General features: G+C 66.5%; 15 protein-coding genes. 5 read left to right on the top strand and 10 right to left on the bottom strand.

Annotated elements, in window-relative coordinates:
• Positions 1-113: 113 nt before the first annotated feature.
• The 4 genes from ACEI37_RS02690 to ACEI37_RS02675 form a co-directional block, all read right to left on the bottom strand.
• A complete protein-coding gene (locus ACEI37_RS02690; RefSeq protein WP_373377205.1) occupies positions 114-1,247 on the bottom strand; it encodes a 2-aminoethylphosphonate--pyruvate transaminase in 1,134 nt (377 codons plus the stop codon).
• 49 nt (positions 1,248-1,296) lie between these two features.
• Positions 1,297-3,117, bottom strand: coding sequence for a putative 2-aminoethylphosphonate ABC transporter permease subunit (locus ACEI37_RS02685; protein ID WP_373377204.1), 1,821 nt, complete (start codon positions 3,115-3,117; stop codon positions 1,297-1,299).
• On the bottom strand, positions 3,108-4,247 hold the full coding sequence (locus ACEI37_RS02680; RefSeq protein WP_373377203.1) for a putative 2-aminoethylphosphonate ABC transporter ATP-binding protein: 1,140 nt from the start codon (positions 4,245-4,247) through the stop codon (positions 3,108-3,110). The genes ACEI37_RS02685 and ACEI37_RS02680 overlap by 10 nt, the downstream gene beginning before the upstream one ends.
• Before the next feature lie 92 nt (positions 4,248-4,339).
• Positions 4,340-5,374 (bottom strand): putative 2-aminoethylphosphonate ABC transporter substrate-binding protein, encoded by a 1,035-nt coding sequence (locus ACEI37_RS02675; RefSeq protein ID WP_373377202.1) that lies wholly within the window; start codon positions 5,372-5,374, stop codon positions 4,340-4,342.
• 264 nt (positions 5,375-5,638) lie between these two features.
• On the opposite strand from ACEI37_RS02675, the gene ACEI37_RS02670 reads away from it, so the two are divergent.
• The 5 genes from ACEI37_RS02670 (at position 5,639) to gdhA (ending at position 11,882) form a co-directional block, all read left to right on the top strand.
• Complete coding sequence (locus tag ACEI37_RS02670) at positions 5,639-6,355, top strand: phosphonate utilization associated transcriptional regulator (protein WP_373377201.1); 717 nt, start codon at positions 5,639-5,641, stop codon at positions 6,353-6,355.
• Positions 6,356-6,438: 83 nt separating this feature from the next.
• On the top strand, positions 6,439-7,701 hold the full coding sequence (phnA, locus tag ACEI37_RS02665) for a phosphonoacetate hydrolase (RefSeq protein ID WP_373377200.1): 1,263 nt from the start codon (positions 6,439-6,441) through the stop codon (positions 7,699-7,701).
• Between the two features lie 76 nt (positions 7,702-7,777).
• Positions 7,778-9,241, top strand: coding sequence for a phosphonoacetaldehyde dehydrogenase (gene phnY, locus ACEI37_RS02660; RefSeq protein WP_373377199.1), 1,464 nt, complete (start codon positions 7,778-7,780; stop codon positions 9,239-9,241).
• Between the two features lie 158 nt (positions 9,242-9,399).
• Entirely contained in the window at positions 9,400-10,155 is a 756-nt protein-coding gene (locus ACEI37_RS02655) for a DeoR/GlpR family DNA-binding transcription regulator (protein ID WP_092310324.1), read from the top strand.
• A 383-nt stretch (positions 10,156-10,538) separates the two neighbouring features.
• Positions 10,539-11,882: an NADP-specific glutamate dehydrogenase gene (gene gdhA, locus ACEI37_RS02650; RefSeq protein WP_373377198.1), complete on the top strand. Its 1,344-nt coding sequence runs from the start codon at positions 10,539-10,541 to the stop codon at positions 11,880-11,882.
• A gap of 45 nt (positions 11,883-11,927) precedes the next feature.
• Here gdhA and ACEI37_RS02645 read toward each other — a convergent pair whose 3' ends face one another.
• From ACEI37_RS02645 to ACEI37_RS02620, 6 genes are all read right to left on the bottom strand, one after another.
• Positions 11,928-12,230 carry a hypothetical protein gene (locus ACEI37_RS02645; RefSeq protein WP_373377197.1) on the bottom strand — a complete coding sequence of 101 codons (303 nt, stop codon included), beginning with the start codon at positions 12,228-12,230 and terminating at the stop codon, positions 11,928-11,930.
• Positions 12,231-12,247: 17 nt separating this feature from the next.
• Positions 12,248-12,583, bottom strand: a complete 336-nt coding sequence (locus ACEI37_RS02640) for a hypothetical protein (RefSeq protein ID WP_373377196.1) — start codon at positions 12,581-12,583, stop codon at positions 12,248-12,250.
• The gene (locus tag ACEI37_RS02635) at positions 12,580-12,879 is read right to left on the bottom strand and encodes a hypothetical protein (protein WP_373377195.1); all 300 of its coding nucleotides are present in this window, start codon (positions 12,877-12,879) and stop codon (positions 12,580-12,582) included. Before ACEI37_RS02635 ends, ACEI37_RS02640 begins: the two co-directional genes overlap by 4 nt.
• 72 nt (positions 12,880-12,951) lie before the next feature.
• Entirely contained in the window at positions 12,952-13,380 is a 429-nt protein-coding gene (locus ACEI37_RS02630) for a hypothetical protein (protein ID WP_373377194.1), read from the bottom strand.
• A 26-nt stretch (positions 13,381-13,406) separates the two neighbouring features.
• Positions 13,407-14,312 carry a hypothetical protein gene (locus ACEI37_RS02625; RefSeq protein ID WP_373377193.1) on the bottom strand — a complete coding sequence of 302 codons (906 nt, stop codon included), beginning with the start codon at positions 14,310-14,312 and terminating at the stop codon, positions 13,407-13,409.
• Positions 14,309-14,821: a C39 family peptidase gene (locus ACEI37_RS02620; RefSeq protein ID WP_373377192.1), complete on the bottom strand. Its 513-nt coding sequence runs from the start codon at positions 14,819-14,821 to the stop codon at positions 14,309-14,311. Before ACEI37_RS02620 ends, ACEI37_RS02625 begins: the two co-directional genes overlap by 4 nt.
• Positions 14,822-15,082: the final 261 nt, after the last annotated feature.

Genomic DNA, 15,082 nt, shown 5'->3' with positions numbered 1-15,082 from the left:
TGGTTCTTGGGGTTTGCTGCGTCGGGACGTTTCGCGAACCCGCATGTTTTCTCCCCTCTCCCGCTTGCGGGAGAGGGGAGCTTGCTGCTCGCGATTGGGGGACGCTCAGCCTCTCAGGCCGCCTCCGCCAGCTGCCCCTGCATCTCGATCCCCATCTCCCTTAGCACCTCGCCGATCGCCGTCACCACGTTGCGCATCTCGTTGTCGTCAATGGCGCCGATGCAGCCGACGCGGAAGGTTTCCACCTGGGTCAGCTTGCCCGGATACAGGATATAGCCGCGCTCGCGCACCTTGGCGTAGAAGGTCTTGAAGTCATAGCGTGCATCGGCGGGCGCGTGGAAGGTGACGATGATCGGCGCCTGCACCGCTGCCGGCAGGAAGGCGCGAAAGCCGAGCGCGGCCATGCCCTTTACCAGCGTGTCGCAGTTGCGGCGATAGCGCGCGCCGCGCACCGGCTGGCCGCCTTCTTCCAGGAACTGGTCCAGCGCCGCGCGGAACGCCGCCACCACGTGCGTGGGCGGCGTGAAGCGCCACTGCGTGGTCTTCTGCATGTAGACGTACTGGTCGTAGAGGTCCAGCGCGAGCGAGTGGCTGTTGCCCTGGCTGGCTTCCAGCACGTCCTTCTTCACCAGCACGAAGCCCATGCCGGGCACGCCCTCGATGCACTTGCCGGTCGCGGCCACCAGCGCGTCGAACGGCATGGTGCGCGCATCGATCTCGAGCGCGCCGAACGAGCTCATGGCATCGACGATCAGGCCCTTGCCCAGGCGCTGGCACAGCAGCGCGATATCCTGCAGCGGGTTGAGCACGCCGGCGCCGGTCTCGCAGTGCACCTGCGCCACGTGCGTGATCGACGGGTCGCGCCGCAGCGCTTCCTCGATCAGCGCTGCGCTGGCGGGCTGGTCTTCCGGGATCGGCAGTTCCACGCTGGCGCGGCCGAGCACCTTGCAGATCTTCAGGATGCGCTGGCAGTAGGCACCGTTCTGCGGCACCAGCACCTTGCCGTCGCGCGGCACCACGTTGGCGATCGCCGCTTCCACCGAGAAGGTGCCGCTGCCCTGCATCGGCACGCACACATGGGTGCCTTCGCCGTGAACGATGCGCACCAGGTCGTCGCACAGGCTGCGCGTGATGGTGTTGAAGGCGGCATCCCACGAGCCCCAGTCGCGCAGCATGGCCTGCTTGGTGGCGAGCGAGGTGGTCAGGGGGCCGGGGGTCAGAAGGATCGGGTCGTTGCCGCGAATCATGTTGAGCTCCTGATTGGGAAGGAGTGGGAATAAAAAGCCGGTCGGAAAGTCAGTCGTCGGACTGGCCCTGGCGCCAGGCCTGGGTCTTGCAATCGAGCACGCGTTGCAGCAGGTAATAGAGCAGGCAGGCGCCGGCCGAGGTCAGCACCACCAGCGTGGCCATCGCCGCCGCCGGTCCGATGTCGCCGGACTCGTCCAGGTTGACGATCTCGACCGAGGCCAGCTTGGTGTCGGCGCCGTACAGGAACACCACCGCCGAGACCGTGGTCATGGCATTGATGAACAGGTAGCGCGAGATCTCCAGAATGGCGGGCAGGCACGCCGGCACCGTGACGTTGAAGAAGGTCTTGTAGAACGGCACCTTGAGCGACGCCGACACGGCCTCGAACTCGCTGTCGAGCTGCTTGAGCGCGGTCACCGCGGTCAGGTGGCACGACGCGTAGTAGTGGACGATGGTCACCAGCACCAGGATGCCCAGGGTCTGGTACAGCCCGTGCAAGGGGTTGGCCCGCGGCACGAAGAAGAAGATATAGCCCAGCCCCAGCACCAGCCCCGGCACGCCCATCGGCAGCACTGCCATCAACCGCACGAAGCCGCGCAGCCAGTCCATGCCGCGGGTCTTCTCCAGCAGGTAGGCGGTGGCGAAGATAAAGACCGGCCCGATCACCGCGGCCAGCCCCGCCATGCGCAGGCTGTTCAGGTAGGAATCGACCACGCCGCCCTCGACCAGCCCGACCCGGTAGTGGTTCAGCGACAGCGAGAAGTTGTACGGCCACAGCTTGACGAAGGACGCGTACACCGCCATGCCCATCACCGCCAGCATCAGCGCCGCCATCAGCCAGCAGAACACCGCCATGGCGAGGTCGAAGCGCGGGCTGCGACGCGGCACGTAGGGCACCGAGCGCGCCGACATCAGCGCCATCTGGCGGCGCTGCACACGCGCGTCGACGCAGTAGGTCACGGCCACCGGCACCAGCAGCATCAGCGACACCACCGCGCCCTGCGAGAAGTCCTGCATGCCGATCACCAGCTTGTAGATATCGGTCGCCAGCATATGGAAGTTGCCGCCGATCACCTTGGGGATGCCGAAGTCCGAGATCGCATAGGTGAACACCACCATCGCCGCGCTGACCAGCCCGTAGCGCGCGCCCGGCACGGTGATGGTGAAGAACTTGCGCACGGTCGAGGTGCCCAGCGCATCGGCGGCCTCATACAGCCGCGCGTCGGTCAGCGACAGCGCCGTGATCAGGATCATCAGCGCATGCGGAAAGGTGGCGAACACCAGCGACGCGACGATGCCGAGCGGCCCGTAGATCTGCGTGCTGCCCATCCACGGCTTGAACAGCCCCTGGTTGCCGAACCAGAAGATGAACGAGATTGCAGCCAGCAGCGAGGGCGCCAGCAGCGGGATCAGCGCCAGGTTGCGCAGCAGCCCCTTGCAGGCGATGCGGCTGCGCGTGAGCGCATAGGCAAAGCCGAACGCCAGCGGCACCGTGATGCAGGTGGCCAGCGCCGAGACCCACAGGCTGTTCCACACCGAGCGCAGCAGCGCGGGCGATTCGAAGTAGGCGCGGAAGTGGGCGATGCCGGCCAGGGTGCCGTCGCGGTTCTGCACGCTCTTGGCCAGGATCATCACGATCGGCGCCAGCACGAAGCCGGCCAGCGCCAGCGCGGCCAGCGCCAGCAGCACGTGGGCCAGGCGGTCGGTCCAGTGCGCGCGCACCGCGGTGGCGACCAGCGCTGGCGGCGTGGGCTGCGCGCCAGGGTTGGCGGGCCCCGCCGGCGCACTGGCCGAGGCGGGGGCTAGGGTATCGGTAGCCGGCAGGGTGGCAGACGTGGTGACCGGCGCCGCAGTGAGGCTCATGCGCATGCGTGGCGGAAGATGCGGATACGGTCAGCGGGAATGGCCAGGCGCAGCCGGTCGCCGGTGTGCGGGCGCAGCTCGTGCAGGTCATTGAGCGAGAGGTCGGCATAGAGCGCGCCACCAGGCGCGGCGGCACCGGCTGTCGCGGGCGCGGCGTCGGGCAGCCGCAGCGTCAGCCGCGAGAAGGCGCCGAGGAACTCGATCTTGTCGACGGTGGCCTCCAGCACGTTGGGGCCATGCTGTTCGATGCCGCGCACGCAGACGTCTTCGGGGCGGAAGAACACCTGCACGTCCTCGTCGGGACAGCAGCCGGCCGGCGCGGCGCAGCGCATGCGCACGCCGCCCAGGTGCAGCTCGCCGTCGCCGCAGACGCGCGCGCCCAGCATGTTGGTCTTGCCGACGAAGTCCGCCGCGAACGGCGTGGCCGGGCGCTGGTAGACCTGCGCCGGGGTACCGACCTGCTCGATCGCGCCCTGGTTCATCACCACGATGCGGTCCGCCATCGACAGCGCCTCTTCCTGGTCGTGCGTGACCAGGATGGTGGTGATGTTCAGCCGCTGCTGCAGCGCGCGGATCTCGCTGCGCAGGCGCACCCGCACACGCGCGTCGAGCGCCGACAGCGGCTCGTCCAGCAACAGCAGGCCGGGCGAGGTGGCCAGCGCGCGCGCGATCGCCACGCGCTGCTGCTGGCCGCCCGACAGCTGCGCCGGGTACTGGTTGCCGCGGTCGGGCAGCCCCACCAGCGTCAGCAGTTCCGCCACGCGCGCGCGGCGCTGGTCGCGCGGCATGCGCCGGTTGACCAGGCCGTAGGCGACGTTGTCGGCCACGGTCAGGTTGGGGAACAGCGCATAGGACTGGAACACGATGCCGTAGTCGCGCTCCATCGGCGGCAGCGTGGAGATATCGCGCCCGCCTTGGTGGATGGTGCCGGCGTTCTGCGATTCCAGCCCCGCGATGATGCGCAGCAGCGTGGTCTTGCCGCAGCCCGACGGGCCCAGGAAGCACAGCAGCTCGCCCTGGCGCACGTCGAGGTCGATATTGTGCAGGGCGACGAAGGCGCCGCTGCTGCCGCCGAAGCGCTTGTGGATGCCTTTCAGGCTGAGGTAGGTCTCGGCCGTGGATGTGGAGGTCTGCATGGCGTGGGGCCTGGTGTGTTCTGTGGGGGACCCCGGCGCCGCCTGCCCGAGAGTCGGGCGGGCGGCACCGGGACAAAACGGCGCTCAGGCGCTCAGGGCTGCTTCTCCGACTTGCTGGCATAACGCTTCTGCCATTCGGTCAGCACGCGTTCGCGGTTCCTGGCGATATAGCCGAAATCGTTCTTGACCAGCATCTGCTCGTAGTTGGCCGGGATGGTCTCGACCTTTCTCGCCACGCCGGGGTAGGCGACGATGGCCCAGTCCTTGGCGAACAGCTGATTGGCTTCCTTGCTGGCCAGCCAGTCCATATAGCGCTGCGCGGCCTCCATCTTCTTCGTGCCCTTGACGATGCCGGCCGCCTCGATGTCGTAGCCCAGGCCCTCCTTGGGGAAGATCATCTCGATCGGCGCGCCCGAGGCCAGCGTCTTGTGCGCGCGGAGCTCGAACGAGATGCCGATCGGGAACTCGCCGGAGCCGGCCTGCTTGCATGGCTTGGAGCCGGAATGCGTGTATTGCGCGATGTTCTCGTGCAGCGCGTCCATGTACTTCCAGCCGTCCTGCTCGCCGAACAGCTGCAGCCAGGCGGTCACGTCGAGGAAGCCGGTGCCGGACGAGGCCGGGTTGGGCATCACGATGGTGCCCTTGTAGACCGGCTTGGCCAGGTCCTTCCAGGTTTCAGGGCGCGGCAGGTTGCGCTTCTTCGCCTCGATGGTGTTGAAGCAGATGGTGGCACCCCAGACATCCAGCCCCACCCATGACGGTGGATTGGCCTTGTCGCTGTAGTCGCGCGTCAGCTTCTCGAAGCCCTTGGGGGTGTAGGGCGTGAGCATCCCTTCCTGCTTGAGCAGCTCCAGGCTCGAGGCCGCCAGCCCGGCGATCACGTCGGCCTGCGGGTTGGCTTTCTCGGCCAGCGCCTTGGCGGTGATCACGCCGGTGGAGTCGCGAACGTATTTCAGCTCGATATCGGGCGCCACCTTGGCGAAGCCCTCGGCATAGGGCTTGAGGGTCTCGGTTTCCCACGCCGTATAGACGGTGAGCGTGGTTTTCTGGGCCAGCGCGGTGCCGGAGGCGGCTAACGCAAGCAGGGTCGCGGCGGTGCGCAAGGTGGTGGTGAAGGACGGTTGCATGGGGACTCCTTCCGGCATTGTAGGTGGAGAAATGTGTCAATGTGGTGAATCTGTTGCAATGCCATGGGGCGCGCTGCACAACATCGAATCACCGTGAAACCCTTGTGCTACAACACTTGTAAGACATGTGCCCGACTTTTGGCGCTTGCTTCGTCACCCATCTGACTGCGCCGATGTCTTGATTGTTGACAATATACAAACCGCTTGCTTTAATGGCAATAAGGATTTTCGATACTGCTGAATCCGTCACAAACGGGAGTGTTCATGTCACGCCAAGCCCCGCTGGCGAGCGAAATCACCATCCTGCAGAGCCAGTCGCTGACCACCCTGGTGCAGCGCGAGCTGGAGTTGCGGATCATGTCCGGCGAACTGGCGCCGGGCGCCAAGCTCAACGAGATCGAAGTCGCCGGGCAACTCAATGTGTCGCGCGGCCCGGTGCGGGAGGCCTTCCGTGCGCTGGAGCAGGCCGGCCTGCTGCGCACCGAGAAGAACCGCGGCGTGTACGTGCGCGCGATCTCGGTGGAGGAAGCCGATGAGATCTATGAACTGCGCGCGGTGCTGGACGAATTCATCGGCCGGCAGCTGGCCGCGCGCATCACGCCCGAGGGCCTGCGCGAACTGCGCGCCCTGGTGGAGGCGCTCGACGCGGCGAGCCAGGCGCGCGATGTCGATGAATACACGCGGCTGAACCTGTCGTTCCACGACCGCATGGTCGAGCTGGCCGGCAACCGCAAGCTGCTCGAGACCTACCGGCGCCTGGTCAAGGAACTGACGCTGTTCCGGCGCGAGGCGCTGTCGCGCAGCCACGCCGCCATGCCCGATTCCACCCGCGAGCATCGCGCCATCGTCTCGGCGATCGCCGCGCGCGACGGTGAACTGGCCGCGCGCCTGATGCGCGAGCACGTCGAGCGCGGCCGCGCGCGCATGCATGCCGCGGTGGACCCATCGGCTACCGGCGACGGCGCCGATGCCGCCGCTTGACACGGATCCGGCCTGACCCAATCCAATTCAGCTACCGCCTTACCAACCACCTTAGCGACCGCGATCCCGCACAGGAACCGACCATGCCCGATACCAACGCCCGCACTATTACCGTCAACCAGCGCAGCTATCGCTGGATGCAGCAGCCCGTCGTGGTGGTCTGCGTCGACGGCTGCGAGTTCGATTACCTGGAAGCCGCCGCGGCCAGCGGCAGCGCGCCTTACCTGAAGCGGCTGCTGGAGGCCGGTTCGGCCTTCCGCGGTGCCTGCGTGGTGCCCACCTTCACCAACCCCAACAACCTGTCCATCGTCTGCGGCGCGCCGCCCGCGGTGCACGGCATCTGCGGCAACTACTTCTTCGATCGCAGCGCCAACGGCGGGCGCGGCGAGGAAGTGATGATGAACGACCCCAAGTACCTGCGCGCCGGCACCATCCTGGCCGCCTTTGCCGAGGCCGGTGCCAGCGTCGCCGTGGTCACCGCCAAGGACAAGCTGCGCCGGCTGCTGGGCCACGGCATGCGGGGCATCTGCTTCTCGTCGGAGAAGGCCGACCAGGCCACCGTGGCGGAAAACGGCATCGACGGCGTGCTCGAGCTGGTGGGCATGCCGGTGCCGGACGTCTACAGCGCCGAGTTGTCCGAGTTTGTCTTCGCCGCCGGCGTGCGCCTGATGGAAACACGCCGCCCGGACCTGATGTACCTGTCCACCACCGACTATATCCAGCACAAGTTCGCGCCCGGCTCGGACGGCGCCAATGCCTTCTACGCGATGATGGACAAGTACCTGGCGCGGCTGGACGAAATCGGCTGCGTGGTGGCGCTGACCGCCGACCACGGCATGAACGCCAAGCATGACGCGGCCACCAAGGCGCCCAACGTGATCTACCTGCAGGACCAGCTGGATGCCTGGCTGGGCCGCGGCGTGGAAGACGGCGGCGCGCGCGTGATCCTGCCGATCACCGATCCGTACGTGGTCCACCACGGCGCGCTGGGCTCCTACGCCACCATCTACCTGCCCGACGATGCCGACGCTGCAGCGATCCAGGCGCGCCTGTCGGACCTGCAGGGCGTGGAAAGCGTGCTGACCAACGCCGACGCCTGCGCGCGCTTCGAGCTGCCGCCCGACCGCGTCGGCGACCTGGTGGTCACCAGCGACAAGCACGTGGTGCTGGGCACCAGCCGCAGCCGCCATGACCTGTCCGGCCTCGACGCGCCGCTGCGCTCGCACGGCGGCGTGTCCGAGCAGACCGTGCCGCTGGTGTTCAACCGCGCCACCGCCGGCATTCCCGGCAAGGCCGTGCTGCGCAATTTCGACATCTTCGATGTCGCGCTGAACCACCTGCACTGAACGCCTGCATCGCATCTGTGGGTTCGGGCCGCGACCCGGACCCGCCGCCTGAGCACGCATCTACCGGAGGAGACTCATGAACGCCCCCCAATTTCCCGCTGGCACCGTCAGCCCCCATTTCCGCGCCGAGGCGCTGCGCATCGACGGCCAGAAGATCGTGCGCGATCGCGTGATCGAAGTGCGCAATCCGTTCGACGGCGCGCTGGTGGGCACCGTGCCCAAGGCCACGCTCGAAGACGTGCGCCGCGCCTTCGAAGTGGGCCAGGCCTACCGCGCCACGCTGACCCGCTACGAGCGCGCCGCCATCCTGAACCGCGCCGCGGCCCTGCTGCGCGAGCGCACCGAGGAGGCGTCGGACCTGATCACGCTGGAATCGGGCCTGTCCAAGAAGGATTCGCTGTACGAGATCGGCCGCGTCGCCGACGTGCTGGGCTTTGCCGCCACCGAGGCGCTGCGCGACGACGGCCAGCTGTTCTCGTGCGACCTGACGCCGCACGGCAAGAAGCGCCGCGTGATGACGCAGCGCGAGCCGCTGATGGGCGTGATCAGCGCGATCACGCCGTTCAACCACCCGATGAACCAGGTCGCGCACAAGGTGGCGCCGTCGATCGCCACCAACAACCGCATGGTGCTCAAGCCGTCGGAAAAGGTGCCGCTGTCGGCGTTCTACCTGGCCGACCTGCTGTACGAAGCCGGCCTGCCGCCGCAGATGTTCCAGGTGATCACCGGCGACCCGCGCGAGATCGCCGACGAACTGATCACGCACCCGGCGGTGGACCTGGTCACCTTTACCGGCGGCGTGGCGATCGGCAAGTACATCGCCAGCAAGGCCGGCTACAAGCGCGTGGTGCTGGAGCTGGGCGGCAACGACCCGCTGATCGTGCTGGACGACGCCGACCTGGACCGTGCCTCCGACCTGGCGGTGCAGGGCTCGTACAAGAACTCCGGCCAGCGCTGCACCGCGGTCAAGCGCATGCTGGTGCACCAGGCGGTGGCGGCGCGCTTTACCGAACTGGTGGTGGAGAAGACCCGCGCGTGGAAATACGGTGACCCGATGGACCGTGGCGTCGACATGGGCACCGTCATCGACGAGCAGGCCGCGCAGCTGTTCGAGGCGCGCGTCAACGAGGCGGTGGCGCAGGGCGCGCGGCTGCTGGTCGGCAACCAGCGCAACGGCGCCAGCTACGCGCCCACCGTGATCGATCGCGTGGACCCGTCGATGACGGTGGTGCGCGAGGAAACCTTCGGTCCGGTCTCGCCCATCATCACCTTCCGCGATGTGGACGATGCCATCCGGATTTCCAACGGCACCGCGTTCGGGCTGTCGTCGGGGGTGTGCACCAACAATATCGAGGCCTTCACCAGGATCGCCAATTCGCTGCATGTGGGCACCGTCAACCTGTGGGAGGTGCCTGGCTACCGGATCGAACTGACGCCGTTCGGCGGGATCAAGGATTCGGGGCTGGGGTACAAGGAGGGGGTGCAGGAGGCGGCGAAGAGTTTTACCAATTTGAAGACGATTACGTTGCCGTGGGGGTGAGGCACTGAAGGCATGACCCGGGCGCTGGTTTGCTCCCCTCTCCCGCTTGCGGGAGAGGGAGCCTGCCAGCGGTCGTTTGCAGGGCAGGGTGCCTTCGCACGCCAAGGATAGGCTGCGCTAAAATCAGCCCCCAAGTCCCCGATCCACCCGGAGTCCCCGTGCTCGCCGAACAACGGCAGAAATACATCCTCGACCAGCTGTCCGCGACCGGCGCGCTGGCCATCAGCGAGCTGGTGAGCGAGCTCGACGTATCGCGCGAGACCATCCGGCGCGACCTCAACGCGCTGGCCACGCGCGGGCTGCTGGTGCTGACCCACGGCGGCGCGCTGGCGCCGGACCGGACCGAGCCCGATACCCAGACCCGCGCGCAGGTCAATGCCGAGGGCAAGCGCGCCATCGGCGTGCGCGCGGCCGAACTGGTGCGCGACGGCGCCTCGCTGATCCTTGACTACGGCACCACCACGCATGCGGTGGCGCAGGCGCTGCACGGGCACCACAACCTGCTGGTCTACACCAACGACCTGGCCATCGCCCAGCTGCTGGGCCGGCGCAACGGCAACCGCGTGATCGTGCTCGGCGGCGAGCTGCAGGACAACGAAGATGCCACCCACGGCTGGGACACCATCGAACAGCTGTCGCGCTACCACACCGACTTCGCCTTTATCGGCATCGGCGGTATCACCCCGCGCGGCGAGATCTGTGACTTCTCGCGTGCCGCGGCGGAGCTGCGCAGCCGCATGCTGCTGGCGGCCGACGTGGCCTGCGTGGTCGCCGACCACACCAAGTTCGGCCGCAACACCGGCGTCACCATCAAGCATGCGGAGCTGGCCGCCTGGGTGATTACCGACATGGCGCCGGAGCCGGAGCTGGGCGCGGCGCTGAAGGAACGGGGCAACAAGCTGCTGATTGCGTAACGTGCTGCCCTAAGCCTGTCATTCCCGCGAAGGCGGGAATCCAGCGTCTTTCACGTCCCCTTCGGGGATGAAGTCAATGGGTTCCCGCCTTCGCGGGAACGACGGTGTTTTATTGAGCCGCCATGTCCGCTGATCGCACGCAAATCCGTCCGTCCTCGCACCAAAATGCGGCTTTGACGCCGCTGTCACAGGTGTTTTGACTGTCGTGTGCCCCATGGCGGTGCTAAAGTGCTGGGTTGTCGGACCGGCACGGTCAGCCGTGCCCGTCCGATAAACCGGAGGCGACCCACCTTCCATCGGCGCAACGCCAGACGGCACCGCAGACCGGCATCCAGCCGGCAAGGCTGCCGGATCCAGCCACTCCAGCACAGCAAGAGACATCCGTGAATTCTCCTTCCCTTGAAGCATTTCTGGCGGGGGTAGCCCGCCGCGACCCCAATCAACCCGAATTCCTCCAGGCCGTGAAGGAAGTCATGATGACGCTGTGGCCGTTCGTCGAGCGAAATCCGCGCTACGCCGACCAGGCCCTGCTCGAGCGGCTGGTGGAGCCGGAGCGCGTGATCCAGTTCCGCGTGGCATGGACCGACGACCAGAACCGCGTGCAGGTCAACCGCGCCTTCCGCGTGCAACACAGCTCGGCCATCGGCCCGTACAAGGGCGGCATGCGCTTCCACCCGACCGTGAACCTGTCGGTGCTGAAGTTCCTGGGCTTCGAGCAGACCTTCAAGAACGCGCTGACCACGCTGCCCATGGGCGGCGGCAAGGGCGGCTCGGACTTCGATCCCAAGGGCAAGTCCGACGCCGAGGTGATGCGCTTCTGCCAGGCGCTGGTGACCGAGCTGTACCGCCACCTGGGCCCGGATACCGACATCCCGGCCGGCGACATCGGCGTGGGCGCGCGCGAGGTCGGCTTCATGGCCGGCATGATGAAGAAGCTGTCGAACCAGTCGGCCTGCGTGTTTACCGGCAAGGGCCTGGCCTACGGCGGCAGCCTGATGCGCCCGGAAGCGACCGGCTACGGCACCGTCTACTTCGCCCAGGAAATGCTGCACCGTCGCGGGCGCGGCTTCGACGGCCTGCGCGTGCTGATCTCGGGCTCGGGCAACGTGGCGCAGTACGCGGCCGAGAAGGCAATCGAGCTGGGCGCCAAGGTGCTGACGCTGTCCGACTCCGGCGGCGTGCTGCACTACCCGCAGGGCATGACCACCGAGCAGCTGGCCGAAGTCATGGCGTTCAAGAACGAAGAGCGCGGCCGCCTGTCGGACTTTGCCGCCCGCCAGGGCATGACTTTCGAAGCCGGCCGCACGCCCTGGCACGTGCCCGCCGACGTGGCGCTGCCATGCGCCACCCAGAACGAACTCGACGGCAACGACGCCGAGACCCTGCTGGGCAACGGCGTGATCTGCGTGGCCGAAGGCGCCAACATGCCGTCGACGCTGGAGGCGGTGGACCGCTTTGTCGACGCGAAGATCCTGTACGCGCCGGGCAAGGCCAGCAATGCCGGCGGCGTGGCGACCTCGGGCCTGGAGATGTCGCAGAACGCGATGCGCCTGTCCTGGCACCATGCCGAGGTCGACGAGAAGCTGCACGCGATCATGAAGGACATCCACCAGAACTGCATCCACCACGGCCAGAAGGCGGACGGCTACATCAACTACGTCGAAGGCGCGAACATCGCCGGCTTCGTCAAGGTGGCCGACGCCATGCTGGCGCAAGGCGTGATCTGACGTGAAAGCGGCGGCCGGCGACATGCCGGCCGCTATCACAGGCGGCTACGATTGCCGTCCGCGCTGCTCTGCCATCCAGGCCCGGCGCGCGGCCAGCGATATCCACAGGATCAGCAAGGGAACCGGGTTTGCACCATCTGGGGCAATCTCCAGTCCGCGCGGCAACATGTAACGCAGGAACAGGTAGTTCGTGCCCCAGACGGCTCCCAGCGCCACGGCTGCATGCAGGTAATGGCGGTCTTCCACATACGGGCGTACCAGCAGCCGTGGGACGACGTACAGGAAGACGAAGCACAGGTAGAGTGATTTCAGCAGGAGGGGTCCGCCGAGGACCGGCAATGCGTCCATGTCCGGACATCCCCCGATCAGTTTGCCGGCGGCCGGGTTATGGCCGCGTCAGGGGAGCGGCGAGTCCTGGCCCGATGGCATAGCAGCAGCGACAGGCACAAGCTCAGGCAGGCACCCGCGAACGCTTCATCGAGCGGTAAGCGCGGCCTGCCCGGCATCAGCACGGAATAGACGCAAAGGTTGAGCGCCAGTACGCCGGCCAGCGCAGCGGCCGCCCAGCCATACAGGCGCCGGTAAAGCGCCGGGATGAAACAATACCTTGGCGCCAGCACGATGAGCACGATGACGGTGTAGCCGAACATGGCGATGCCGGGGACGGTGAGCTGGAGGCCTGCGATCGGGTTGCCTGTCATCTGCGATGCTCCGGACTGGTGAAGTAGCCTGGATTATCTTTCTCGATCTTGCAGTGGAGCAGTGCCATCAGCAGGCTCATCACCGGGCCGAAGCATGCGCGGTAGAGCGTTGGCGCGGCTTCGCCGCCGAGGCTCTGCCACAGCACCAGAAAGTTTGCTGCCAGCGCTGCGCACAATATCATCGCCGTGCGCAGATAGCGCTCGGCATACAGGGACGGGAACAGCAGGTACCTTGGCACAAGATAGAAGAAGACCAGGCCGTTGCAGAGCGTCTGAAGCCTTTCGTAGTCAGTCATGCCTGAGTCCATGTCCATGAAAGGTACTGGGCGGCCGGCGGCGATGGCGCCGGCCCGTTAACCTGACGTGCGTCAGCAAGCCAGCCCGGCAGCGCCGCATTTCTGCAGCGGCGGCTGGGGGAGTGTAGGGATAAACGGCGCGGCGCCGGTTACCAGCACGGTACCTATCCTTGGCAAGCTTGACGCGATGCCACCCAGGAAGCCGGAGGTGAAGCCCGTTCCCGCGTTCCACGCCAGTCCGGCTGCGGTGGGGTTGGGCGTATTCACCCAATAGAACCCGCCATTGGCGATCGCGCCGGCCGCCGCCGCAACACCGGCAATGACGACCGGTGCCACCGACCCTTCCACCGATTCCATTTCCGTCGCCGACAGATGGCTGATGTACCGGCCTGACACGGTGTCCGCACGCTCGATCTCTTCGAATGTCACCGCCCCGGCGCAAGCCGTGCCGCCGAGGCCGGCCAGCGCAACCGCGGCCAGGGTCTTCTGAACCAGATCCATGGATGTTCTCCTTAGCTCAAAGCGAGTTATTGCAAACGTTCCCTTGCGGGCATGGCGCCCAGCTTTACTACCGTACCGAGCGTGATCTGCGCACCCCCGCGGCCGCTGATATTGGCGTTGCCGCTAAGTGAAATGGTGGTCCGGTCGCTGGCGCGATAGCCCAGGCCAAAGACCATTGCGGTTTGCGTGCTGCGTTGCGCGGGCAGTCCTTGCGGGTTGCTTTCTGCCTGCTGCAATTGCCAGTTCATGCCGCCGTAGAGCGTGACGGCCTCGTTGGCAGCAAAGCCCACCTGCGGCGTGAGCATCAACACATTGCCTGGCCTGGCGGCGCCGTCATGTCGCGGCAAGTTCAGGCGATAGGAGGCGTTCAGGCTGAGCACGACCGGATCGATGGAGCGATACAGCGTGCCGCCGGCGGTGAAGCTGCTGAAGTACGAGGCGGCATCGCCGGTATGTTCCACCGCGCCAGTTTCCAGGAAGGCGACCAGGCCGGGGCTGCCTTGCTCCTTGAGCAGGCGGTGACTGATGGCCAGGGACAGGCTGGAAAACCTGGTGCTATGGCTGGATTCCTGCTGGATGCCCTCGAACAGCGTCCGCTCACTCGTGTATGAGCCGGTGCCGGAAAACGATAGTTCCGTATTCGCGGAGTAGCCGTAGCGCATGCCGGCATAGGCCACCAGCGAATCGACATTGCGCTTCTTCGGCACGACACCGGTCGCCACGGGGATGATGTTGGGTCCGACCTGGATATAGATCGGACCACGTGCCGCGGTGCTGCTCCCTTCCTGGTTGAAGTAGGACAGACCAGCTTCGGCGCGCCACCGGTTCTGTGCCGTCAGCAAATCTTCCAGCGTGGGTACGATTTGCGACCACGCCGGGCATGGGGCCAATGCCGCCGCGGCGGTGGCTACGCGTGTCAGGCGCCGGATCATGGGAGGAACGGTCTCAGAGCCAGGCCCCCGAACCGGGCTGGAATCGGCCGCATGAAGGCCGGATTTGCGGCCCGCCTTGCGTCGCGCGGCATCACGATCAAGGCGCGGCCGGGATAGTCCCGGCTCAGCCGGGTGGTCCACAGCCTCAGGAAATCCGTAGTGCTGTAGATGCGATTGCCTAGCGAAGGATCGGCTAGTTCCACCGAATGCGCATCGATACTGCGCAGGACGGAAAAGTGATTGTCGTTACCGACGTGGAGAAACACGATAGCAGGCACGTTGATCTGCCGCAGGGCCTCGAGCGACAGCGCATAGCCGCGCGCTTCGTAGCCAAAATGCGTTGCCGCGGCCGACAGGGTGCTGAGCGTGGCCGGGCCTTTGGCGGAGATCTGTTTCAGGACGTCGGCCTCGCTGACCGCTTCGCCGTAGTAGTGCCGCAGCAGCGTGGCCAGTGCCGCGGCGCCGCACGAATAGTCATACTGTTGCCGGACTACGCCGTCATCGCGCATCGCCTTCCATGAGCGCACCGGCGGCTCGACTGCCGTGGCGTAGCTACCCTGTCCAAGTGCCAGCGCCAGGAACGTGATGGTGTGGCGTTGCAGGGCGGACTGTCCGCGGCAAGGCCTCCAGGGGTGAGCACATCGCATGGATGAAAATAATTCTCATTGCAGTAGATGTGCTTCAGGTTAGCGACCCGGCCGCGCTGGCGGCGTTCGCGTATTCAGCAATGGTGTGCAGCCATGGCTGCACACGGTGGCGAGATGTCTGCG

It is taken from the genome of Cupriavidus nantongensis (assembly GCF_041726985.1).
Taxonomy (GTDB): Bacteria; Pseudomonadota; Gammaproteobacteria; order Burkholderiales; family Burkholderiaceae; genus Cupriavidus; species Cupriavidus nantongensis_A.
The sequence above is the reverse complement of the archived record's forward strand: the minus strand, read 5'-3'. Positions and strand labels throughout refer to the sequence as shown.